At 63.1% G+C, this 23,225-nt stretch carries 23 protein-coding genes; 13 read left to right on the top strand and 10 right to left on the bottom strand.

Annotated features, from left to right (window positions below; all coding sequences use genetic code 11):
• Positions 1-60 precede the first annotated feature (60 nt).
• Positions 61-909 (bottom strand): class I SAM-dependent methyltransferase, encoded by an 849-nt coding sequence (locus tag AB7F41_RS11360; protein WP_428384679.1) that lies wholly within the window; start codon positions 907-909, stop codon positions 61-63.
• 35 nt (positions 910-944) lie between these two features.
• The gene (locus AB7F41_RS11355; protein ID WP_428384681.1) at positions 945-1,712 is read right to left on the bottom strand and encodes a hypothetical protein; all 768 of its coding nucleotides are present in this window, start codon (positions 1,710-1,712) and stop codon (positions 945-947) included.
• A gap of 677 nt (positions 1,713-2,389) precedes the next feature.
• Between AB7F41_RS11355 and AB7F41_RS11350 the strand changes: the two genes are divergently transcribed.
• The 3 genes from AB7F41_RS11350 (at position 2,390) to AB7F41_RS11340 (ending at position 7,698) form a co-directional block, all read left to right on the top strand.
• A complete protein-coding gene (locus AB7F41_RS11350) occupies positions 2,390-4,726 on the top strand; it encodes an HWE histidine kinase domain-containing protein (RefSeq protein WP_428384683.1) in 2,337 nt (778 codons plus the stop codon).
• Positions 4,727-5,557: 831 nt separating this feature from the next.
• Positions 5,558-6,277, top strand: a complete 720-nt coding sequence (locus AB7F41_RS11345; protein ID WP_428384685.1) for a response regulator — start codon at positions 5,558-5,560, stop codon at positions 6,275-6,277.
• Positions 6,274-7,698, top strand: coding sequence for an ATP-binding protein (locus AB7F41_RS11340; RefSeq protein WP_428384687.1), 1,425 nt, complete (start codon positions 6,274-6,276; stop codon positions 7,696-7,698). Before AB7F41_RS11345 ends, AB7F41_RS11340 begins: the two co-directional genes overlap by 4 nt.
• A 2-nt stretch (positions 7,699-7,700) precedes the next feature.
• Here AB7F41_RS11340 and AB7F41_RS11335 read toward each other — a convergent pair whose 3' ends face one another.
• Positions 7,701-8,117: an Lrp/AsnC family transcriptional regulator gene (locus AB7F41_RS11335; RefSeq protein WP_428384689.1), complete on the bottom strand. Its 417-nt coding sequence runs from the start codon at positions 8,115-8,117 to the stop codon at positions 7,701-7,703.
• Between the two features lie 137 nt (positions 8,118-8,254).
• Here AB7F41_RS11335 and AB7F41_RS11330 point away from each other — a divergent pair, with 137 nt between their 5' ends.
• Positions 8,255-9,322, top strand: a complete 1,068-nt coding sequence (locus AB7F41_RS11330; RefSeq protein WP_428384691.1) for an ornithine cyclodeaminase — start codon at positions 8,255-8,257, stop codon at positions 9,320-9,322.
• A gap of 14 nt (positions 9,323-9,336) precedes the next feature.
• On the top strand, positions 9,337-10,275 hold the full coding sequence (locus AB7F41_RS11325; RefSeq protein WP_428384693.1) for a dimethylarginine dimethylaminohydrolase family protein: 939 nt from the start codon (positions 9,337-9,339) through the stop codon (positions 10,273-10,275).
• Here AB7F41_RS11325 and AB7F41_RS11320 read toward each other — a convergent pair.
• The 3 genes from AB7F41_RS11320 to AB7F41_RS11310 are packed head-to-tail and all read right to left on the bottom strand — an operon-like array spanning position 10,259 to position 11,546.
• Positions 10,259-10,816 (bottom strand): peroxiredoxin, encoded by a 558-nt coding sequence (locus tag AB7F41_RS11320; protein ID WP_428384695.1) that lies wholly within the window; start codon positions 10,814-10,816, stop codon positions 10,259-10,261. The genes AB7F41_RS11325 and AB7F41_RS11320 overlap by 17 nt on opposite strands.
• Before the next feature lie 29 nt (positions 10,817-10,845).
• Entirely contained in the window at positions 10,846-11,142 is a 297-nt protein-coding gene (locus AB7F41_RS11315) for an antibiotic biosynthesis monooxygenase family protein (RefSeq protein ID WP_428384697.1), read from the bottom strand.
• A gap of 29 nt (positions 11,143-11,171) precedes the next feature.
• A complete protein-coding gene (locus AB7F41_RS11310) occupies positions 11,172-11,546 on the bottom strand; it encodes a hypothetical protein (protein WP_428384698.1) in 375 nt (124 codons plus the stop codon).
• A gap of 235 nt (positions 11,547-11,781) precedes the next feature.
• Here AB7F41_RS11310 and AB7F41_RS11305 point away from each other — a divergent pair, with 235 nt between their 5' ends.
• Positions 11,782-12,069: a hypothetical protein gene (locus AB7F41_RS11305; RefSeq protein WP_428384707.1), complete on the top strand. Its 288-nt coding sequence runs from the start codon at positions 11,782-11,784 to the stop codon at positions 12,067-12,069.
• A gap of 17 nt (positions 12,070-12,086) precedes the next feature.
• Positions 12,087-12,830, top strand: a complete 744-nt coding sequence (locus AB7F41_RS11300; protein ID WP_428384700.1) for an SOS response-associated peptidase — start codon at positions 12,087-12,089, stop codon at positions 12,828-12,830.
• Here AB7F41_RS11300 and AB7F41_RS11295 read toward each other — a convergent pair.
• From AB7F41_RS11295 to AB7F41_RS11285, 3 genes are read right to left on the bottom strand one after another with little or no spacing between them, the layout of a single operon-like run.
• Positions 12,800-13,642 (bottom strand): GNAT family N-acetyltransferase, encoded by an 843-nt coding sequence (locus AB7F41_RS11295; RefSeq protein ID WP_428384701.1) that lies wholly within the window; start codon positions 13,640-13,642, stop codon positions 12,800-12,802. The two genes, AB7F41_RS11300 and AB7F41_RS11295, sit on opposite strands and share 31 nt — an antisense overlap.
• A 55-nt stretch (positions 13,643-13,697) precedes the next feature.
• Complete coding sequence (gene prs / locus AB7F41_RS11290) at positions 13,698-15,203, bottom strand: ribose-phosphate diphosphokinase (protein ID WP_428384703.1); 1,506 nt, start codon at positions 15,201-15,203, stop codon at positions 13,698-13,700.
• Positions 15,204-15,255: 52 nt separating this feature from the next.
• Entirely contained in the window at positions 15,256-15,915 is a 660-nt protein-coding gene (locus tag AB7F41_RS11285; protein WP_428406584.1) for a dienelactone hydrolase family protein, read from the bottom strand.
• A gap of 206 nt (positions 15,916-16,121) precedes the next feature.
• On the opposite strand from AB7F41_RS11285, the gene AB7F41_RS11280 reads away from it, so the two are divergent.
• Genes AB7F41_RS11280 through AB7F41_RS11260 form a run of 5 tightly spaced genes read left to right on the top strand, consistent with a single transcriptional unit; the run spans position 16,122 to position 20,630 of the window.
• Positions 16,122-16,565 (top strand): archease, encoded by a 444-nt coding sequence (locus tag AB7F41_RS11280; protein WP_428385407.1) that lies wholly within the window; start codon positions 16,122-16,124, stop codon positions 16,563-16,565.
• 14 nt (positions 16,566-16,579) lie between these two features.
• Positions 16,580-18,010 (top strand): RtcB family protein, encoded by a 1,431-nt coding sequence (locus AB7F41_RS11275; RefSeq protein ID WP_428385409.1) that lies wholly within the window; start codon positions 16,580-16,582, stop codon positions 18,008-18,010.
• An 11-nt stretch (positions 18,011-18,021) separates the two neighbouring features.
• Complete coding sequence (locus AB7F41_RS11270; protein ID WP_428385411.1) at positions 18,022-19,077, top strand: hypothetical protein; 1,056 nt, start codon at positions 18,022-18,024, stop codon at positions 19,075-19,077.
• 16 nt (positions 19,078-19,093) lie between these two features.
• Positions 19,094-19,765 carry a phosphoribosyltransferase gene (locus tag AB7F41_RS11265; RefSeq protein ID WP_428385413.1) on the top strand — a complete coding sequence of 224 codons (672 nt, stop codon included), beginning with the start codon at positions 19,094-19,096 and terminating at the stop codon, positions 19,763-19,765.
• Between the two features lie 16 nt (positions 19,766-19,781).
• A complete protein-coding gene (locus AB7F41_RS11260) occupies positions 19,782-20,630 on the top strand; it encodes an ROK family protein (protein ID WP_428385415.1) in 849 nt (282 codons plus the stop codon).
• Here AB7F41_RS11260 and AB7F41_RS11255 read toward each other — a convergent pair.
• On the bottom strand, positions 20,582-22,396 hold the full coding sequence (locus AB7F41_RS11255) for an ABC transporter ATP-binding protein/permease (RefSeq protein ID WP_428385417.1): 1,815 nt from the start codon (positions 22,394-22,396) through the stop codon (positions 20,582-20,584). The two genes, AB7F41_RS11260 and AB7F41_RS11255, sit on opposite strands and share 49 nt — an antisense overlap.
• A 158-nt stretch (positions 22,397-22,554) precedes the next feature.
• Here AB7F41_RS11255 and AB7F41_RS11250 point away from each other — a divergent pair.
• The coding region (locus AB7F41_RS11250) for a glycoside hydrolase family 3 protein (protein WP_428406581.1) at positions 22,555-23,225 on the top strand (671 nt) is incomplete at its 3' end.

Genomic DNA, 23,225 nt, shown 5'->3' with positions numbered 1-23,225 from the left:
ATCTGACGTTTCCAATGTTCATGCGGCGTTCGTGCGCCGCCATGGCGTTCGTTGATGCGCTTACGTGCGCGGCGCGCGCGACATTGCAGCGGCGTTCTGAACCGTGCAAAGCGAATAATAGCCATAGAGCGGCGAGGCCAGCGGCTGATCCGGCCAAAAGGTGCGATGAAGGTCGGCGACTGTCACGCGGTCGACGACGGTCGCCCGGCATTGAGCGGCAAGGTCCGAAAGATTGTCGATTCCATACGTCCAAGGCGCGCCCATCGCCGCAAATCTTGCGACGACGTCGGCGATCTCCGGGTCTCCGGTTGTGTTGTCGATCACGGATTCAGTGAAAAAGTCGAACGACGCCGAGCAGCTTTCTATATGTCGTGAGAGATCCGTCAGGATCTGGCGGACGGAAGCGTCGTTCAAATACATTGTGTTCCCTTCCCATATGACATGGCTGGGAAGACGGAAATCAAATCCGTTCCGTTCGAGGAGATCGATCATTCCATCCGTCACATAATTGGCGCCGATATAGTTCGTGTTCGGATCGACGTCGTGTCCTTCCAATGTCGCCGTCTTGAACGCCTGTGTTTCGGGCGCGTCGATTTCGAAATAGGCGACGTCGCCAGCCGGAAAACGCTGCGCTCTCGTGTCCAGTCCGGCGCCGAGAATGAGAACCTGCCGGCATCCCCTGTCGATCTGCTGGCGAAGGCTGTCGTCGAAGTAGCGGGTTCTCAGGCGCACATTGTTCCGGATTGGCGGAAACGACTGCGAGATGCGATCGGCGGCCTTTTTCGACTCCTGATCGAGGAACAGCCGAACAAAGGGATCGTGATAGAGCGGATGGGCTTCGCTGTTTTCGTCATTGCGGAACTCCGCAACGACGAAAGCGGTTCCCGCCACCTTTTGAAATCTGGTCATCTGGCGTCCCGGTCTCGCTCGCGCGCCTGGTCAGCTCATTTTTGGGGATAGCGCTCGAGGAGCTGCGCAAGCGGCTCGGAGCTGACGGCGTTCGGCGGCGAATAGGGCTCATCGACCGACGCGACGAGCGAGATCGGGACGATCGCCGCCAGAGCGAAAATCGCCTGTGCGAGAAGCTGGGACGATGGCCGATCGAGATGCACGACGGCAAGAGCGATTTGGGTGATGAAGGCGATCAGGATCACCGCCGCCCATTTGCGATCGTCGGGAAAGCCGCCCGCAACGGCAAGTCGCTGTTCCCTCGCTGATCGCAGACGCATCACCGTATTGATCAGCGTGCGCTGGAAGACGGGTTCGATTTTGGCGCTGGCGACGACGCGCGTGAGTCTGTTGAGCGCCGCCTCGGCTTCGGGCGCCTCCTTGCCGTCCTCCATGGTTTTCCATTCGAGGCCGACGACCGCCTCGATATAGTCGTGCACGGCGTGCGGGATCCCGTCCGCGTTACTCCCGTTATTGGAGAGCGCCGAAAGCATCGCCAATTGCTCGCGCTCCAGCGCGATCGCGCGGTAGGCGCTGCGATTCGCTTCCCAGACGTCCTGCGAAAGGAACGTCATCAGCAGGCCGAAGAGCGTCGCCGGGACGGCGACGAAGGGCGGAGTAACGCCCTTCCAATATTGCGCACAGCCGGCAAAACGCGGCGCAAAGCTCAGCCAGCATAGAAAAAGCGCGAAAGCGGCCATCGCCGCCGTCAGCATGAGCGCCATGACCGGCGTCGTTTGCGACATCCAGAATTTGAGAATCACCTGTTCCTCGAACCGCTGCCCGTTTAATCGGAGGATATTCTATAGCCGAGATTCGCCGCAGGACCGCATAGAGACATCGCCGCCGAAGCGAACTGCCCGATCGCAAGTCATTCCGCCTCGTCGATCGCCAAAGGGGCGGTCATCGCGCCCGGCGGCGGCGCTGACGGAATGTTCCGTGGCGCTGGATGTGCTGCGCGCCGGCGCGCGGCCTTCACAAGCGCCGGCCGGACGTCACGCGCCGGTGATCGAACGTGCTCCAGAATCGGAATCGTTCCAGACTCGAACGCTGTTCAAAAAATATGCGCCACACGCGCAACGGTTCAGACATAGTCGGGCAACAGCGCGCCTGCGCAAATTTGCTACGCATTCCGCGCACTCGGATCTTCGCCGGGTGTCGGGCGCCTAGTCCCGTCCAACGACTGGCGCCGCCGCAAACTTCTGGCGGGCTCCTCGCTGCCCGCCTCTTTTTTTGCAGAAAAACGTTCCCTCGCCGCACGGGGCCCCGGCATCGGCCGCGCCACGCTTATGAACCGTCAAGGCGATGCTGAGCCGGCCAAACCAAGGCGTCGATCGCCATGCGATGCAATGCGTCGGAAACAGATTCGCGCGTGACGCCTTTCTTCGGCGATCAGACGCCTTAACTTTGAAAGGCGATCTTCGAACTGAGTTCGGTATGCATGCCAATTGACTCGGACGTTTCCGCCTATGCGAAGTCGATCCTCGCGACTGTCAGCCTGCCGTTGCTGGCGCTCGACAAACAGCTCACGGTGGAGATCGCCAACGACGCCTTTCTCAGCCAGTTTCAGGTCACGCGTCAGGAGACGATCGGCCGACCGATCTATGAGCTCGGAAACGGTCAGTGGAACATCCCGCAGCTCCGCATTCTGTTTGAGCAGATTCTCGAGCGAGACAGCACGGTCAAGGATTATCGCGTCGAGCATGATTTCGAGCAGATCGGACGCCGGGCCATGCGACTCAACGCGAAGCGGATTCGCAGGCCGGACGCCAAGGAATGCATTCTGCTTGCGATCTCCGACGAGACCGAGCGCGAGCTGCTCAAGAATGAACTCGATGGCCGAATAGAATTCGCCGAGAAGCTGGTCGACAGCGTGCGCGAAGCGCTGTTGATTCTTCACTGGGATCTCAAGGTTCATTCGGCGAACAGGCCATTTTACCGGCTCTTCGATGTCGATCCCGAAGCGACGGAAGGACGCCTGGTCTACGAACTCGGCAACGGCCAGTGGAACATCCCGGAACTGCGACGCCTGCTGGAAGAGATCCTTCCGCGTCAACAGTGTTTCGACGATTACGAGGTCGAACACGCATTCGATAGCATTGGCCGCCGTGTGATGTTGCTGAACGGACGCCGACTCGATCATCTCAACCTGATCGTTCTTGCGATACGCGACATCACGGATCAGCGCAATCAGCAAACGATGCGCCGCGAACGCGAAGCTCGACAGAATTTGCTTCTCGAATTGAATGACCGACTTCGTTCTCTCGCCGACCCTGTGAAGATTCAAACCGTCGCCAGTGAAATCCTCGCCCGGCGGCTCGGGGCCGATCACGTCGTCTATGCCGAGATCGACGAGGCGGGGGAGTTTGTGACAGCCACGCGCGGTTGGAGCGAAGATGTGTCGACAGGCGGCGATGCGCGTCATCGACTTGCGAATTGGGGGCAGGACGTCCTCGCCGACCTCAAGCGCGGACAGGCCGTCGCAATCGCGGACATCCGTGCGGACCCTCGAACGGCCGCGCCGGAAACGCAGCGATTCTACGAAAATCAGTCAATCTCGGCTGTGATCCATTCGCCTCTGATCCGAGGGGGGCGGCTTGTTGCGGCGCTCGCCGTTTACAGCCGCGCGCCGCGAATCTGGAGCGCGGCTCAGGCGTCGGCGGCAGAGGCGGTCGCCGAGCTCGTCTGGTCGGCCGTCGCGCGGGCCCGCACGGAACAGGCGCTTCATGACAGCGAGGCGCGCTATCGCCTCCTGTTTAACTCCATCGACGAAAGCTTCACGGTCGTCGAGCCGTTCTATGACGAGAACGGTCGCACGGACGACTATCGGTTTATCGAAGTCAACCAGGCCTTCGAGACGATTACCCGACTGAAGGATGCGGAAGGACGCACCGGACGGCAGCTCATTCCCAGCGTCGAAAAGGAGTGGATCGACACGATCGGCAGAGTTGCGGCGACCGGCGCCTCCGAACGCGTCGTCCGCAAGTCGCGCGCGTTAGGAAAATTCTTCGACGCCTTCCTCTTTCGCATCGAGGCCCCCGGAAACGTGCGAGTCGCGATCCTGTCGCGCGACGTGACGGAGGCGGTCCGTGCGGAGGAGCAGCGCACGCTCCTGATGCGCGAGCTCAATCATCGCTCGAAAAACCTGCTCAGCATCGTGCTGGCGATCGCGCGCGCGACCGCCGGCAGTCAAACGCGCGATTTCGAAGACCGGTTTCAAGAGCGGATTCTGTCGTTGTCGGCGAACCAGGATCTCCTTGTCGCCTGCGATTGGCAAGGCGTTTCGCTTCATGATCTCGTGCGTTCCCAGCTTGCTCATCTCGAGGAACTGATCGACGACAGGATCACTCTCCAGGGCCCGCCGCTGACCATCTCCGCGGCGGCCTCGCAATCGTTCAGCATGGCGCTGCATGAGCTCGCGACCAACGCCGTCAAATATGGCGCGCTGTCCAACGCCGATGGGCGCGTCGCGATCGAATGGGGCGTCGGAGATCGGGACGGCCATGGCCGGCGCTTCAAGATGTGCTGGCGCGAGACGGACGGTCCGGCGGTCTCTCAGCCGACCCGCGGCGGTTTCGGCTCCACCGTCATCCGCGACATGATCAGGCTGAATCTCAGGGGCGACGCCAAGCTCGAATATGATCGCTCGGGCATCGTTTGGGAATTCAACTGTCCGGTCGAGAACGTGGTGAGGACAACGGGCAGCGAGGCGGCGGCGAAGCTCGTGACCGCCGCCTCGGCCCGATCTGCGATATCCAATTCTCCGCGCACCGAATGAAAGCGTTAGGCGAGCTTCTGCGCGCCCGAGCGGCGGCGACTGGCGCGCCGTCCCGGTCCGCTCGAAGGCGGGATCGCGATGATTCGGGAAGGGAAGCGATTTCCTCAAGCTTGGGCGGGAGTCGCCATCGTCGGTCGTCGCCGGCGGCGCCCCCAAAATCGGCCAGGCTGAGGGTTCATTGGCGCGGAGCGTCCCGCCGCTATGTTCTCGGGCGGGGCGCTCGCTTGGAGAAGCGCCATCGGCGCTTCTCTGGAGTCAGCCGATCAACTCTACTTGCGGCCGGCCTGGCCGGCCATATTGGATGAGTTGCGCGACAGTCTCGGCCGAGGATGGTTCGACCATCCTCCAGACTGCAACAAATAGTCCTCGCAGAAGGGCCGAGTTTCCAAGTTTTGGAGAAGCGTTCTGATGGCGCTTCGCCTTCTCTGAAGCTTTCTCGCGGTCATCTTAAAGTCTTCCTCTTTAGAGATGGGACCACTGAACGACCTGTGCCGAGCGTCATCCTAACAACGGCCGAAATCAAGCTCTGTTCCGTTGATTCCGCCTCTTTGCGGAATGAATTCCGGCGAGCGTTGCAAATTTGCCGCAGCGCTCGCCGCAGCGCAGCAACGATCGTCAATGCGCTGCGCCGTCGCCGCGCGTAAGTTCAGGATCCCCGCCGAAGCCGGGACCAACGTCCGATGACGGAAGCCGATGGGTTCAAATCGCGGAACGGGCGAGGTCGAAATGCGTTTAAACGCCGCGCATCGGCGCCGAATGAATACTGGAAACACTCTAGAAACATTGCATTATTAGTTTTCGCACATCTCAACGCAAACGATCGCGCGAACCTTGGCCTCACCCAACTCAATTTTGATTGTCGAAGACGACGCTGAAATTGGCGAGTACATCTCGCTTTATTTGGCAGGTCACGACATACAGACGAAAGTCGTCCCGAATGCGCAGGAAATGGACGCCGCGTTCGCCGCCGGCCCCTATGACCTGCTGATCCTTGACCTCAACCTTCCGGGAGAGGACGGCCTATCGATCTGCCGGCGGGTCCGATCCGATAAGCGCATTCCCATCATCATTCTGACGGCGCAGTCGGAAGACATCGACAAGATCCTGGGGCTGGAGCTTGGCGCGGACGACTATATCGTCAAACCGTTTAATTCGCGGGAGCTGCTGGCGCGGATTCGCGCCGTGCTGAGGCGATCCGAGGCGCCGAACGCCGTCGACGCCCGCACCATGCGGCAAGCGTATCTCTTCGCAGGCTGGCGCGTCGACGTGCTGGCTCGAGAAGTCGTCGCGCCTTGCGGGATCAAGGTCGCGATGACAGGCGCCGAATTCGACCTGTTGCATGCATTATGCGAAAATCCCAATCGGGTGCTGACTCGCGAGCAACTGATCAACATGACGCACGGCCCGACGTCCGGTCCCTTTGAGCGGAGCATCGACGTTCTGATCAGCCGGCTTCGGCAGAAGATCGAAGCGGATCCCAAGAAACCTGCGTTCATTCAGACGGTGCGCTCCGAAGGCTATATCTTCTCAACCCAGGTCGCGCGCGCATGAATGCAAAGAACGCTCGGTGGCGTTTTGGCCTCAACAAATTGGCCGTGCAGATCACGCTGCTTATTCTCGTGTCGATCATCGCGTTTCAGACCATCGTGATCGGCATGTTTCATGTGTTCAGCAGGCGACACATCGTCGATCAAGGGGATTTCATTGCGAGCATCATCCTCGCTCTGGACGTGGCGCCGCTCTCAGACAGACCCGCAATTATCTCGGAGTTTTCTCGCGCCGTTCCGTACGCCAATATCGAAATCCAGAACTCGCGTCCCCCTGCGGCGGACTCGGGCGGCGACGTCGCCTTCGACGCCGAAATCCGTCATATCGATTCGCTGCTTTGGGATGGCGCGGACGTGTTTGCGGTCGCGAGCGCAACGCCGGGAGACTACGGCGTGCTCGCCGTCGAACTGCATAAGGGCGGCTTTGCGACGGTTTCGATCGCCCAGCACCAGAAATCTCCCGGCTCAATATGGCGTTGGCTTTGGCAGCACGCCGACGATGAGCCTTTCATCCTCACTCAGGGCGCGCGGACGGCGCTGTCCTTCATAATATTCACGGCGATATTCGTGTTCTGGGCGGTGAACGCCATCATGGCGCCGCTCGAGCGCCTTGCAAAATATGCGGAGAAGATCCCGAACGACGTCGATACGAAAACGCAGCTTCCCGAGCGCGGCCCGCAGGAAGTCCGCGATCTGACGCGCTCGCTCAACCGCATGCAGGCGCGCATCAGCAAGATGATCGCCGCAAGGGCGCATGTGCTCGCCTCGGTGAGCCACGACCTGCGAACGATCATCACGCGGCTCAAACTGAAAACGGAGTTCGTTTCCGATGAGAGTCTCCAGCAACGCATGATGCGCGACATCGATCTCATGGACTCGATGCTGTTCAAGAATCTTCAGTATCTGCGCGCTGAAGGGGACGACAAGTCCGACAGCTCCTTGGTTGATCTCGATAGCGTTCTGCAAACCGTCGCCGACGAGTTCTGCGATCTTGGACATGATGTGACCTATCATAGCGAAGGCCATCAGATGGTGTATGGATCGCTCTGTGACGTGCAGCGCATTTTCACCAATCTGGTCGAAAACGCGACGCATCACGCCAAGACCGTCGACATCTATCTGACGGATCGAGGAAGCGATTTCATCCAGGTCGACGTCGTCGACGATGGGCCGGGCATGTCGGCGGAAGCCAAGAAGACCGCATTTGAGCCTTTCGTCCGCGGTCAGCCCGGACGAACACTCGATCCGCATAGCGGATTCGGACTCGGACTCTCGATCGTGCGCTCGCTCGTCGAGAACCACGGCGGATCCGTGTCGCTGCTCGATGGCGAAAGCCACGGGCTGATCGCGCGCGTGCGACTGCCCGTCGCGGTGGAAGGGGACGAGAAGCCGGCGGACTCCAAGGCGACGCCGGCGCACACGTAAACTCACGCCGGCGCGAGCAGCAGGCTCGTCTCGCTTCTGGCGATCCCCTCGATCATTCTCACGCTCGACAGCACGCGATCGAATTCCTCGAGGTTGGCGCATTCGATTTCGGCGATGAGGTCGAAGGCCCCGTTGGTGCTGTGAAGCGCATGGACCTGCGGCAATCCGCGCAGCGCATGGGCGACGCGGCGGGAGTTTTTGCCGGAGACTTCGACCATCATGATCGCGCGAATGCGATCCGGCGTGGCCGGATTCTTCAGCCGCACCGTAAAGCCCAGGATCACGTCCGAGGCGATCAGTTTGTCGAGCCGGTTCTGGACCGTGCCGCGGGAGACGCCAAGCGTCTTGGCGAGCTGGGACAGCGAGGCGCGCGCATTGGCGCGCAGCAAGGCGATCAATCGATGGTCGAGGTCGTCCATGACTCCGGCTCTCTGACGAATTGATCAGTATGTATGGCGGAATTCACAAAATAACAGTCATTTTGATATTTTATGGCGATTTCGCTTAGCTTTACTGCGTTTTAGGCTTTCTTCGTCATAAACTGAATGGAGAAGGCATGGTGACGTTTCTCAGCGCGCGCGACATTGCCCGCCTCGTTTCGGAGGTCGGCGCGCGGCGCTTTTGGCTGCGGCTCGTCGACTGCCTTCGACAGGACTTTGCGCGTTGGGATGCGTTCGAGAAATCGCCGCGTTACGCCAGTCATTCGCCGCGCGGCGTCATCGAATTGATGCCGACGAGCGACGGCGAGGCTTTCGCCTTCAAATATGTCAACGGCCATCCCGGCAACGCGCAGTTCGACCTGCAGACCGTCGTCGCCTTCGGCGCGCTCGCCGACGTTGCGACCGGCTATCCGACGCTTATTGCCGACATGACGCTGGCCACCGCCTTTCGCACCGGCGCGATCTCGGCCCTCGCGGCGACGCATCTCGCGCGACGGCGCAGCCAGACAATGGCGCTCATCGGCCTTGGCGCTCAGTCCGAATTTCAGGCCTGCGCCTTTCAGGCGGTTCTCGGCGTCGATCGGCTGCGAGTCTTCGACGTCGATCCCGAGGCGGTCGACAAGTTCGAGCGCAACATGGCCGACTTCGGGCCGACGATCGTTCGCTGCGCCGACGCGCGCAGCGCCGCGTCCGGCACCGACATCGTCACCACCATTACGGCGGACAAGAAGCTGGCCACAGTTCTTGCCGACGACATGATCGCGCCCGGAACGCACATCAACGCGGTCGGCGGCGATTGTCCGGGCAAGACCGAGCTTGCGCGCGAACTGCTGCTGCGCTCGGAGATCTTCGTCGAATATGCGCCGCAGACGCGCATCGAGGGGGAAATTCAGCAGCTCGACCCCGAACATCCGGTGACGGAATTGCGCGAAGTGATCGCCGGGCGTCGGCCCGGCCGTTCGTCCGACGACGCCGTCACAATATTCGACAGCGTCGGTTTCGCGGTCGAGGATTTTTCGGTGTTGCGCCTGTTGCGCGACCTGGCGCGCGAGACGGGCGTGGGCGGCAAGATCGATCTGATCGCCGCGCCCGCAAATCCCAAGGACTTGTTCTCGTTGCTGCACCCGATCGACGCTGAGCATGACGGGATCGCAACGCCGCTCGAGACGACACAACCCGCATGATGGACGGACGCCCCATGGAAGAGACGCTGACGAACTTCGACGCCGACGCCGACGTGCTGGCCGTTCAACCGCGAGCGCATGCGCGAGAGCGCCTAACGACGCATCGCGCGCCTGCGCGCAGCGCCATTCTGATGTGCGCCCCAGACCATTTCGGCGTCGACTACATCATCAATCCATGGATGGAGAATCAGGTCGGACAGGCGACGCTTCCGCGCGCCAAAGCGCAATGGGAATATTTGCGCCGCAGTCTGGCGGCGCATAGCGACATCGCCTTCGTCGCGCCGACGCCGGGCCTGCCGGACATGGTCTTCACCGCCAATGCGGGTCTGGCGATCGGCGGCACGGCCGTGGTGAGTCGGTTCCACGCCAGGGAGCGGCGGCCCGAAGAGCGTCTGTTTGGCGAATGGTTCGAAGCGCAAGGCTATTCGATCGCGCCCTGGCCTTCGAACGTCGCCTTCGAAGGCGCCGGCGACGCGCTGGTCGATCATGCGCGGGGCGTGGTCTGGTGCGGCTATGGCTGGCGCTCGGACGAAGAAGCGCCAAGACATCTCGAGAAGATCTTCGGGCGGCGCGCGATCGCGCTGAAGCTCGTCGATCCGCGCTTCTATCATCTCGATACGTGCTTCTGCCCGCTGAGCGGCGGCTGGGCGATGTATTATCCGGCGGCCTTCGATATCGCTTCGCAGGAAGCGATTCGGGCGATCGTGCCGGCGGAGAAGCGGATCGAAGTCGCGGAGCGCGACGCGCTCTCTTTCGCCTGCAACGCCGTCGAGGTCGGGGGGCGCGTGTTCCTCAACGCCTGTTCCGATGACCTGCGCGCGCGTCTGATCGACGCCGGCTTCGCGCCCGTCGTGACGCCGCTTTCGGAATTCATGAAGGCGGGCGGCGCGGCGAAGTGTCTGACGCTGCAGTTGCCCGGCGCCGCCGCCAGCATGTTTACGCCGCAGGGCTGAGCGTTTCGCCGCCGACCGGCCGGTTGCAGGCGCACAGGGCGCCGGTCTGCAGGGCGTCGAGCACGCGCAATGTGTCCTCCGGCGCGCGGCCGACGTCGAGATTTGTCGCATAGACGTGTTGAATGACGTTTTCGGGATCGACGACGAAGGTGACGCGATGGGCGACGCCTGAAGGCGCGCGCACGCCGAGGCCGTCGATCAGATGGCCCTTGGCGTCGGCGAATTGCCAGATCGGCAAATTCTTGAGATCCGGATGATCGCGCCGCCATGCGAGCTTCACGAATTCATTGTCCGTCGAGCCGCCGAGGACGACCGCGTCATGTTTGGCGAATTCATCCGACAAGCGCGCGAAGGCGGCGATTTCCGTCGGGCAAACAAAGGTGAAATCCTTCGGATAGAAGAAGATGACCTTCCACATCCCCGGAAAGCTCATTTCGTCGAGCGGTTCGAAGGCGGATACGCCGTTTTCCTCGATCTCGTTAAATCCCGGCTTCACGCCGGTAATGGAAAAGCGTGGCAGTGCGTCGCCAATTCCCAACATGTCTTTCTCCCGGAAACGCCGTCGGCGTTTTATTGCGGATTGGTTCTGGAGATCGTCGCGTCGAATTCCTCGAGCCGCGACGCGCGACGCGGTCCAAAGCTTCCGCCGTAGAGCTCGACGCGTCGCCAATCGAGGAAATGCTCTTCCTTCGCCCACATCGTGATTGAAAAGTAGAGCACATGCGGGCCGACTTCCTTGCCCTTATGGAAGCGAAAGCCGATCAGACCCGCCGCGTCGCGCAACCGGACGCTCGTCTCTCTCCAGGCCGCTTCGAATGTTTCTTCGCAGCCCTTGAGCACCTTGAACTGGTTCGAGGCCATGAACATCGCGCGCTTCCCTTTGGTTCACGAATGGCTCACTGCAGTCGCAGCGCGGGTTGCTGGGCGCGACGAGAGAGCACGATGAGCGCGGCGAATTCGTCACATCTCTTGCGCATGCATTCGTCCGAACAGGTCAGCGCATATTCGCTGCGCAGCGCGGCGAGGCCGTAGCCGGCGAGTTCGATTTCGTTGATCGACGTTCTGACGGAACTGTGGTTCATCGCTTCCGTCAGAATCGAATCAATGAGTGTTTTCTCGCGCGCCATATCGCACATCTCTTTCTCCTTCGCGGATCGAAACGCCGCCTGGGCGTAAAGGCGATCCTTGTGTTTGGGCGCGCGCATCTTGTTCGGGATTTCCAGGGTGAGGCCGACCGCGCCGCGCGCATGCAGCAAAGATTTAACAAGCAACTCATCTGGTCAATACCATGCATCGTTTATCGGAAGTCTTTCAGGAACGGTCTTTCGAAATATTCTTATTTGAAAGAACGCAGCGCCCGGCGTGTTGCTGGCGGCGCTTCGTCCTCGCTGACTTTCGCCTGCGCGGGGTCATCGTTCTGGCGCAAATCTGGGGTCATTCGGCGGCGCGCCCCAAAGCCTGGGCTGAACGCCGATGGGGCGAAACCATATGAACAAGGGAATGAAAATGCACAGTACCGCCACGCCCCGCCGGCTCAAGAAAGCCCTCGTTTTCGCGACGCTTCTGATGGCCTCGGCGCCGCTTTACGGGTGCTATACGCCGGGCGAACGCGCCGTCGGCGGCGGCATCATCGGCGGTCTGGGCGGGGCCGGCATCGGCGCGCTTGCCTCGGGCGGCCTCGCTGGGCCGACGCTCGCCACGGCGGCGGTCGGCGCGGCGGGCGGCGCGATCATTGGCGCCGCCACGGCGCCGCGTCCATATTACTATCGTCGCCACCGGCGCCACTACTACTAAGAGAGGTCTCTCGCCCAATGTGCGGGCGATTCGCACAGCATCTCTCCTGGGAGGAGCTCCAGCGGCTCGCCGATCTGATCGGCCAGCCGCGCAATCTGCAGCCGCGCTACAACGTCGCGCCGACCACGATGATCGAGGTCGTCAGGCCGACGGCTGCCGGCAATGCGCTCGCGCAGATGCGCTGGGGCCTGGCGCCCTCATGGTGGAAGAAGCCGCTGCGCGATCTGCCCGCCACATTCAATGCGCGCGCCGAGGGGATCGCCGAGAAGCCGATGTTTCGCTCGGCCTTCGCCGCGCGGCGCTGCGTCATCCCGGCGTCGGGCTTTTATGAGTGGACCGGCGCGAAAAGCGCCAGGACGCCGCATTATTTTTCGGCGCGCGACGGCCGCCCGCTCGCCCTTGCCGGCGTGTACGAAAGCTGTCGCGACGTCGAGAACGATGCGCGGGTGGAGTCGGTGACCATTGTCGTTGGCCCGGCCAATGCGTGGATGCGCCGTTTTCACCATCGGATGCCGATCATCCTGGATTGGCGCGACGTCAATGCATGGATGACCGGCGACGACCCTGGCGCATTGCTCCGCGCGCCGCCCGACGACGCTCTCCAGGAGTGGATCGTATCGCCGCGCGTCAACCGTTCAAACGAAGCCGACGAAGATCCGACGCTGATCGAACCGAGCGCGACGGGCGCCGACCTGATCGATCGCATGACGGTCGGCTCCGCGCAGGCGCATCAGCCGAGTTCGAAAGTGGCGATTCCGTAGCAGCGGTCGATCCGCCCCGGCGGCGGTCCCTTCACATACATGCGCGCGGTGTCGAATAAGGCCGTCATGTTCCGCCGCTGCGTCAGCGCGATCGCGGCGGGGTTCGCCTCGGGCGTATCGAGGAAGATGCGCGCGCCCGGCGCGCGTGCGCACAAGCCCTGCAGGAGGTCGCTGGCGATCTGCGCATCGTCCGCGAACAGCGGTCCGATTCGATAGCCTTCGCGGCAGGCGCGCAGCACGCCATAGCCCGCGAGCCGGCCGTGCGGCGCAACGGCGAGCGCCACGCTGCGCGGCTGGGAAATCCAGCGCGACAGAAATTTCGCACGAGATGTCGGAAAGACGGCGGCGTCATAGCGCATGATGTCGTCGAAGGGGACGCACGCCAGGTCCGTCAGCCCTTCCGGCGAGACGCCGCCGCCAACGCATTGATGGCGAATGTCGCGATGGGCGAATTGGAATCCGTATCGCGCATAAATCCGCTGCATGTCGATCGCGGCGTCGAGCCCGACATTGCGCCCCTGCAAGCGCGCCAGCGCGACGTTCAGGAGCCGAAGCCCGACGCCTCTTCGACGAAAGGGCGGACGAACAATGAAAAGTCCGACATAGCCGAAGGTCTCGTCATAGGCCACGGCGGAGACGCAGCCCAAAGCCTCGCCCGCGCATTCCGCGATAAAGAAACCCTGCGGGTCGACGGCATAGAAACTCTCGGCGTCGTCAAGGCCGGGATTCCAGCCCTCGGCGGCCGCCCAATCGAGCGCCGTATCGAGTTCGCTCCGGGTCATTGCGCGAACGACGATGTCTTGCGGAGTCATGCGAGGCTTGTGACGCGAGTCGTCGCAATACGCAATCTGGAGCGTGCGCGCGCGTCTAAGGCCCTTCGTCGAGCAGCTGAACGATAGAGCCATTGGCGTGCAGACGCCGGATGGCTTCGGCGACCAGGCCGGCGACGCTGACCAGGGTCAAACGATCGCCGAGCGCGCGCGCGACGGTGGAGCGCACGGGCACGGAATCGGTGATGACGAGTCTGTCGATCGGCGCGTCCGCGAGCGTCGCCGCCGCCGTGTCCGAGAAGACGCCATGGCTCGCGGCGACCCAGACGCGCGCCGCGCCGTTCGCCCGGCATGCGGCGGCGGTGCGCGCCACGGTGCCGCCGCCGGAGATGAGATCGTCGATGATGATCGCGGTGCGGCCCTTGACGTCGCCGGCAAAAATGTCGCCGACGACGCGGCCCTCGCTGCGATGCTTGTCCATGAAGGCCTTGGCGACAGGGCGTCTCAGCACGCGCTCCAGCCGCAGGCGGAACAGTTCCGCGCGTTTCTCGCCGCCAAGATCGGGAGAGACGACCGCGACCGGCGAGTCGCCGACATTTGCGACGACATGACGTGCGAACAGCGCTTGAGCGTCGAGGTGAACCGTCTCGCAGCGGAAGGCGTTCTGAAAAGCGGCGATGTTGTGCGCGTCGATGCAAACCAGACGGTCAGTTCCGAGCGCCTCAAAGAGTTGGGCGACGTAACGCGTCGTCACCGGATCGCGCGGCTTCGTGCGCCGGTCCTTCCGCGAGAAGCAAAGATAAGGGGTGACCGCGGTCACCCGCGCTGCGCCAGCATCTTTCAGCGCGGCAATGAAAAACAGGAGTTTGCACAGCTTGTCGGCGCTGCTTGCCGTCTCATCGCCATTCAGCGTGAAGACCGCGTAGCAGTCGCGGCCGCGTATATTCTCAAGCGGCCGGATCTTATATTCGCCGTCTTCGAATTCGCGGTCTTCGAGCGGCGCGAGTTCGGCGCCGAGACATTGTGCGACGTCGTCGCCAAAGGACATGCTGGCGCCGAGCGCGAAAACCGCAAGGCTGCGATCCGCGGCGTTATGGCGCGCCCGCGCGGGCGCCCCGTCCAGCGCATGGGCAGAAATCGCGGTCAGCGCCGAGTCGATCGTCCGCCCGTCTTCAGAGAGCGGCGCCGCGAGAATTTCGACGATGGCGCGGTCGCGCCCATTTTCCACCCTCGTGTATTGCGCGAGCACCGGTTGGCCGGTGCGCCGCATCTCCTTCAACAGGCGACGCAGCCGCACTGCGCCCCTGCGGCCTGAAGCTTCGCTGAGCCTGTCGCCAATCTCGCAGTATCCCAGCAACATCGCCGCCGCTGACGCGCCTTCGGTCAGAACGGCGTCGGATCCTTCGAAACGGTGAACGAACAGGGTCTCTGCCGCGGCCCGGTCTTCCGGCGCGAAGCTGATCGCGCTTCTCCTCGGCGCAACGGCGCCATCGCGCGCCGCCTCCCAGCGCTCATGCACGATATCGAGCTCCAGACGTTTCGGCTGCGGCGCAAAATCCAGCCGCTCGAAAAGCCGCTTGAGCGGCGGTTCAGTCATCGCCATCGTCGTCATTTTTTGGAACCGCTTCTTTCGTCACGCAAAATTCGCAACGGCGTTACGCGTCCGCCACGTCCGGAGCCGCGCCAAGATACTCGTCAAACCAAAGGGTCGCGCGTTCGACCACGCTGTCCAATGTGCCTGGCTCCTCGAAGAGATGGGTGGCGCCGGGCACGATGTCGAGACGGCTGCGGCATCTGAGCAGCTGCTGGGCGTCGCGATTGAGTTCAATGACGCCATAATCCAGTCCGCCGACGATCAGCAATGTCGGCGCCTGGACGCGCGGCAGCGCGTCGCCTGCGAGATCTGGCCGGCCGCCGCGGGAGACCACAGCGGCGACGCGCGGCTCGTCGGCCGCCGCGACGAGCGCCGCCGCGGCGCCCGTGCTCGCCCCGAAAAGACCGATTGGCAGGCGGGAAACATCGCGCTGCGCGCCGGCCCAGGCGATCGCCTCGACGACGCGCGCGCCGAGCAGCGGGATGTCGAAGACGTTGCGGCGGAATTCCCCTTCCTCGGCGGTCAGGAGATCGAACAGCAAACAGGCGAATCCCTGCGCCACAAGCCGTTCGGCGACATATCTGTTGCGCGGGCTGAAGCGCGAGGAGCCGCTGCCATGCGCGAAAGTAATCAGCCCCTGTGGCGTTTGAGGCAGAAACAGCGAGCCGTCGAGACGTTTGGGGCCGATGGCGACGTCGATCGTCGTGAAGCCGCTTGTCATGGTCAAGACCTCGCGCAAGTTGGCGCGCCAGCCTACATGCCGTCGCTTGCCTCTTCTATCTGGAAAGCCGCCGAGCCTTCGCCATATGGATCTCAGGCGCTCATGCATTCGCCTCAGGTTCCGGAGGATTTTCCGCATGCAAATCCAGCCCAAAATCGAGCGCGCATCCGTCCTCGGCCGCAACCGAGCCTGATCCGGGGTCGGCAATGTCCGCCGTCGGCGACCGCTCTGCAGTCGCGCGCTTCGAGCATTTTCCGCATGACGCCGATATCGGCGTTCGCGGCTTTGGACGGACACCGAGCGAAGCCTGCGAACAGGCGGCGCTGGCGATGATGGCGACGATTCTCGACCCGGCCGCCGTTCGACTCGAACAGTCGGTCGACGTCATGATCGAAGCGCCGCGCCTCGACGTGCTGCTCGTCGACTGGCTCAACGCGCTCATCTACGAAATGGCGGAGCGTCGAATGGTGTTTGGCGCGTTCGACGTTAAGATCGAGAACAACCGTCTCAATGGTCGCGCGCGCGGCGAGTCGGTGTCGCGCGCGCGGCATGCGCCAGTCGTGGAAGTGAAGGGCGCGACCTACACCGAACTCGCCTTTGTCGAGGATCAGCCTGGGCTGTGGCGGGCGCAATGCGTGATTGACGTTTAGCCGCGAGAGGTGCGATGGACGTTTCACGTTTCGAAAAGCTTTCTGATGCCGCCTGGCGCATCGCGCCCTTCGGCGGAATGCGCGCGCCGGCGATTATTTACGCGACTGAAGACCTCGTGAGGGAAATGGACGACAAGGTCTTCGATCAGGCGACCAATGTCGCCAAACTGCCCGGCGTCGTGCGCGCGTCCTACGCCATGCCCGACGCGCATTGGGGCTACGGCTTCCCGATCGGCGGCGTTGCGGCCTTCGATCCGGATGACGGCGGCGTGGTGTCGGCGGGCGGCGTCGGATTCGACGTCTCCTGCGGCGTGCGCACGCATCTGACGCATTTGACGCGCGGACGGATCGTTGCGGTCCAGCAGGAACTCGCGGACGCGCTTTTTCATCATGTTCCGGCCGGCGTCGGTTCGGAGGGCGAGATCGCCCTCGACGAGCAGGGCATGAACGCCATGCTGCTTGGCGGCGCGCAATGGGCGATCGAGCGCGGCTTTGGCCGCGCGGCGGATCTGGAGCGCATCGAGGAGAGAGGAAGCGCGTCGGGCGCTGATCCCGAGGCGGTTTCAGAACATGCGCGAAAGCGGCAGCGTTGTGAGATGGGCACGCTGGGGTCGGGCAATCATTACCTGGAGGTGCAGGAAGTCGCCGAAATTTTCAATGAGACGGCCGCCGCCGGCTATGGTCTGGTCAGGGGAGAATGCGTCGTAACGATTCATTGCGGGTCGCGCGGCCTTGGCCATCAGATCGGCACGGAATATTTGCGCGAGATGGTGTTGTCGGCGCAAGATTACGGGATTGAGCTGCCCGATCGTGAACTGGCCTGCGCGCCGATCAAATCCGAACTCGGGCGGAAATATCTCGGCGCCATGCGCGCGGCGATCAATTGCGCGCTCGCCAATCGCGAGATCATCGGCCATCTTGCACGACAGGTCTTCGCCGGATTTTTTGAGAATGGAGAATTGCCGCTCATGTTCGATGTTTCACACAACACTTGCAAGGCGGAGCGCCATCTGGTCGACGGCGAAGCGCGCCAGCTTTTCGTTCATCGGAAAGGCGCGACGCGCGCGTTTGGCCCCGGGCATGAAAGTCTGCCGGAGGCGTTGCGGCCGTACGGGCAGCCGGTGCTGATCGGCGGAAGCATGGGCGCGGGCTCCTATGTGCTCGCCGGCATGCAGACAAGCGAACGCCAGGCGTTTTCTTCGGCCTGTCACGGCGCTGGGCGGCGCATGAGCCGCCATGCGGCGACGCGCACATGGCGCGGACGCGAAGTCGTGGACGATCTTCGCGCTAAAGGAATCATCGTCAAGAGCCCGTCGCTGCGCGGCGTCGCCGAAGAAGCGCCCGGCGCCTATAAGGACGTGCGCGCAGTCGTGGATTCCGCCGAAGCTGCGGGATTGGCGGGAAAGGTCGCCTTTCTGAAGCCGCTCATTTGCGTCAAGGGCTGAGAAGCGGCGCGATGATGGCATCGATTTCGCAAAACGAGCCAGACGCCGTTCGCGATCGAACGTCGCCCTCGACCGCCGAGAAGGTCGGATTCCTGAGCGTCCCTGAGGCCTATCCGCATGCGCCGGCGTCGGTGGCGGTGCTGGAAACGCATATGTCCTACGTCTTTCTCGCGGGCGACAAGGTCTACAAGCTCAAGAAACCGGTCCGTTATCCTTTTCTCGACTTCTCGACGATCGAAGCGCGCGAACACAATTGCCGCGAGGAGGTGCGCCTCAACCGCCGGCTCGCGCCCGATGTCTATCTGGGCGTCGTCCCGCTGACCTATAGCGCGTCCTGCGGTCTGTCGCTTTGCGGCCACGGCGGTGCCGTCGACTGGCTTGTCGCGATGCGCCGCCTGCCGCAGGAGGCGATGCTCGATCGGCTGATAACCGGCGATCGCCTGACCGCGGCGCATCTCGATGCGCTCTCCCAAACGCTGGCGGATTTCTATCGGCGCGCAGAACGTTCCGCGATCAGCGCCGAGGACTATGCGCAGCGCTTCTTCCGCGAGCAGGACAAGAATCGGGACATTCTCACGCGACGGGATTTTGCGCTCGACCACGGACGCACGCCCTTTCTCCTCGACAGCCTCGACGCCAGACTCGCGGCGTGCCGGCCGCAGTTGCAGGAACGCGCGCTTCAAGGCCGCATCGTCGACGGTCATGGCGATCTGCGTCCCGAGCACATCTGCTTTTGCAATCCCATCGCCATATTCGACTGTCTGGAGTTCAACGCGGAGCTGCGTCAGGTCGACCCCTTCGACGAGCTTGCCTATCTCAGCGTCGAATGCGCGCTCATCGGCGCCAAGGCCGTCGGCGCCAAGCTGATCGACAAAGTGGCGCAGCGCCTCGGCTGCGAACCGCCGCAGAGTCTTGTTGCGCTTTACGCCGCTTGGCGCGCGACGCTGCGCGCGCGGCAGTCGGTGGCGCATCTTCTCGACGATGCGCCGAGGGAGCCCGCCAAATGGGAGCCGCTGGCGACGCGCTATCTTGATCTCGCACAGTCGGCGCTGGCCGCAGACAATTAGATGGGAAGGCGTCATCATGTCGTTCTATGATCGAACCGACGCCGGACGTCGCCTTGCCGCCGCGCTTGAGACCTTCAAAGCCGAGGATGTCGTGGTTTTCGCGCTGCCGCGCGGCGGCGCGCCCGTCGCGGAGCCGATTGCGATGTCGTTGAACGCGCCGCTCGATCTCGTGCTGGTCAGAAAGATCGGCGCGCCATTTCAGCCGGAGCTTGCGATGGGCGCCGTCGCGGACGGCGGCGATCCGGTCGTCGTGCGGAATGACGACGTCATCGCCATGGCGGACGTCAGCGAGCGGGAGTTTCAAGACGCCTGCGCGCGCGAACTCGGGGAGATCGAGCGGCGCCGACGGCTCTATCTGGGACACCGCGCGCGGCCGGAGGCGAAGGGACGTGTGGCGATTGTCGTCGATGACGGCGTCGCCACCGGCGCGACCACGCGGGCGGCGCTGCGCGCCGTTCGCGCCCGCGCGCCAAGCAAGCTTGTGCTCGCCGTGCCGGTCGCGCCACCCGACGCATTGGACTCCTTAGCGCCGGAAGTCGATGAAATCGTTTGTCTTGAAACGCATCGCGCGTTCGGCGCGATCGGTTTTTTTTACCGCGAATTCCGCCAGATCAGCGACGACGAAGTGATCGAAATCCTTGATCGCTGCGCGCGAAAGGCGGACGGCGCGCCGAAGCCCATGACCTGAAGACCGGAGGCGTCCGATGTATGTCGTCGTCGATATTGGCGGAACGAACACGCGGGTCGCAGGCTCGAGCGATCACGTCGAGCTTGACGCCCCCGTGACCGCGGAAACGCCAAACGACTATCTCGACGGGCTGGAGCTCCTCTGCGCGGCTGCGCTGAAGGCGGCGGCGGGCGCGCGGATTTCCGCGGTCGCGATCGGCGTTCCCGGCGTGTTGTCGCGGGACAAGCGCATCCTGGTCAATGCGGCCAATCTCCCGAACTGGAATGGCGTGGCGTTGGCCAAGGACATTGAAGCAAGGCTCGGCGCGCCGGCCCTGCTCGAGAATGACACGGCGCTGGTCGGACTTGGCGAGGCGATCGTCGGCGCGGGGAAGGGCTCCGCCATTCTCGCCTATGTCACGATCTCGACCGGCGTGAATGGCGCGCGCATCGTCGACGGGCGAATCGATCGCGCGACCTATGGCTTCGAAATCGGCGAGCAATTTATCGACGCCGGCGCGCTCACCTTCGAAGAACTGGTGTCGGGTTTCGCCATCGCCCGCCGGTTCGGAGTCGAGCCGCGCGCGCTCGGCGCTGATCATCCGGTATGGGAGGAACTCGCCGCGACGACGGCGCGCGCATTGCACAACACTATCGCCCACTGGTCGCCGGATCGGATCGTCATCGGCGGCGCGATGATGAGCGAAATCGGCATTTCGATCGATCGCGTCGCGGCGCATTTGCGGGCGTTGCCGAAAAAAAATCCGGCGCTCCCTGAACTGGCGCGCGCCACGCTTGGCGACTACGGCGGTCTGTGGGGCGCGCTTGCGAGACTGCGTCAAGATGGACGCACGTCGCCGTTGGACGCCGGTGGGACGTCCGCCTGATCGGGCGACGCCTGGGCCGTAGGCGCGCGCGTATCCAGCGTCAAATGCAGAATTCGGCGGAAGAATCCGTCGTCCTGGCTTCCTGGGCCGCCGATATAGATCAGCGCCGTTCCCGCGAGCTCCTGATCGAGCGCGGCGAAGAAGAGCTGGCGCGTATGTGAGGAAAGCGAGTCGATCGCCTCGTCGATGACGACGAAGCGTGGCCTGTGCAGCGCCACTCTCGCGAAGGCCAGCCCCTGCTGTTCGACGTCGGTGAGTTCCTGTTCCCATCGCCCGACTCGATCGAGCCATGGGACGAATTGCGCAAGGTCGAGCAGGGTCAGAGCCGCGATATACGCCTCATCCGGAAAGTTCGTCGCGGGCAAGGGATAGGACAGCGCGCTGCGCAGCGAAAGGTCGGGAAGATAGGCGCGTTTGGATAAAAACAGGATGTGTTCCGCCGGCGGCGCGCGCACGGCGCCGCTCCCTGCGGTCCGCAGGCCGGCGAGCGCTTGAAACAGGCGCGTCTTTCCGGATTTCCGCTCGCCGACGATGAGCACATGCTCGCCGGGCGCGATCTCGACATACGGCTGGCTCAGGCTCGTTTCGCCGGCATAGGAGAGGATGCGCAGTCTGTCGATCGTAAGGAGATCTTCCCGCGTCTCCTCGAAGGCGATGCGGCGCGCCTCGAAAGCGGCCCTGTCCATTTCGAACAGCGCTTCGCGAAAATCGGCGACGCGCCGCAAGGTGGCGCGCCAGTCGGCGATCAGCCCCGCATTGTCGACGAACCAACGCAGCGATTGCTGCACTTGCGTGAAGGCGCCGACCGCCATCAGCAATCCGCCGAATGTGAGATCGCCGGCGAAATAGGCAGGAGCCGCGACGATGATCGGCGCGACGATGGTGAACCAGCCATAACCTGCGGTCACCCAGGTCAGATTCGTCGTCGCCGTGACGAGCTGACGCAGCACCGTCAGCAGACGATCGAACTCCCGATGCAGACGGCTTTGCTCGAAGTCCTCGCCACGGCGGACGGCGATCGCCTCGACATGTTCGTTGACCCGCATGAGCGCAAAGCGCAGCTCGGACTCGCGCCCATAGCGTTCGGCCCCCAGTTGGACGAGCGGCCGGCCAATGCGCCAGCCGCCGAAGGACGCGACGCTGGCGTAGAGCAGCGCGCTCCACACCATATAGCCGGGAATGGCGATCCGCGTTCCGAAGACGTCGAAGGTCACGCCGGCGGAGAGCGCCCAGAGAACGCCGATAAAGCTCAGCAGCAACAATGTCGCCTGCAACAGGCCGACGCCGAGATCGGTCGAAATCTCGGCGAGATGTTGCGCGTCGGCATGGATGCGCTGATCCGGATTGACGCCGATTTCGCCCATGCCGGCGATGCTAAAAGCGCGATGTGGCGTCAGCCATTGAATGAACAGGTCGCGCGTCAGCGCTTCCCGCAGTTTCAGCTTGGTCATCTGCGTAAGCCAGGTCTGCGCGACATTGAGGACGAGCAGTGCGCCGGCGATGATGGCGAAAACGATCAGCTGTTCGCCGAAGCCGGCGAGATCCTTGCGCGCAAGCGCGTCATAAAAGGGCTTGTTCCAGGCGTTGAGACGAATCTGTCCATAGGCGGTCGCACCGACGATCACGAAAAGTCCGACGGCGAGCCCAACAAGCGCGGACAGCTGGCGGGAGCCTCTTATCGCGTCGCGCATTGATTTGAGGTGCGACGCGAGACGATCGGCCGCAGTCCTGCGCTCGTTTGACGGCTGGGCTTCTGTGTTCGCCATCCTAAGATCAATCGTCCCGCTTTACGTCGCCGACCGCGACCGCTTTGTGACATTGCGGTCGAACGTTCCGCTTATGATAGCTTCAGCTTAGAACGGATCGCTGCGCCGGGGCGAGGCTCATGTTTCGCTGCGGCGCAACGCCAAACTGCAGGCGAGCCTTGAGCCATATCGACGCCTTGTTGCGCGCAATGACGCTGTCCGAGAAGCTCGGCCAGCTCAACCTCGTGACGGCCGATCAGGCGATCACCGGACCCAGCGTCGGCGGGACCACGACCGACGACATATGCGCGGGCAGGGTCGGCGGCGTGTTCAACCTTTGGGGGCTCGATGCGTTGCGGCGCGCGCAGCGCTGCGCGGTCGAAGAGAGCAGGCTTGGCGTGCCGCTGCTGTTCGGACTCGACATATTGCATGGGTTTCGCACGATTTTTCCCATTCCGCTCGCGGAAGCCGGCGCCTTTGACCCTGATTTATGGGAGCGAACGGCGCGCGCGGCGGCGTTGGAGGCGGCGGGCGAGGGCATCCATCTCACCTTTGCGCCGATGCTCGACATTGCGCGCGATCCGCGGTGGGGGCGCATCGCCGAAGGTCCTGGCGAGGATCCGTTGGTCGGCGAGAAATTTGCGCACGCCAAGGTGAAGGGCTTCCAGGGCGACGACGTCTCGCGATTCTATCCGCTGGCGGCGACCGCCAAGCATTTCTGCGCGGGCGGCGCCGCGACCGCCGGACGCGATTACGCCGCCGTTGACGTCTCCGAACGCGCGCTGCACGAAGTCTATCAGCCGCCGTTTCGCGCCGCCGTCGCAGCGGGCTGCGCGACGATCATGACGGC

It is taken from the genome of Methylocystis sp. (genome assembly GCF_050251305.1).
Taxonomy (GTDB): domain Bacteria; phylum Pseudomonadota; class Alphaproteobacteria; order Rhizobiales; family Beijerinckiaceae; genus Methylocystis.
Note: the sequence above shows the minus strand (reverse complement) of the source record. Positions and strands in the feature narration are given on the sequence as shown.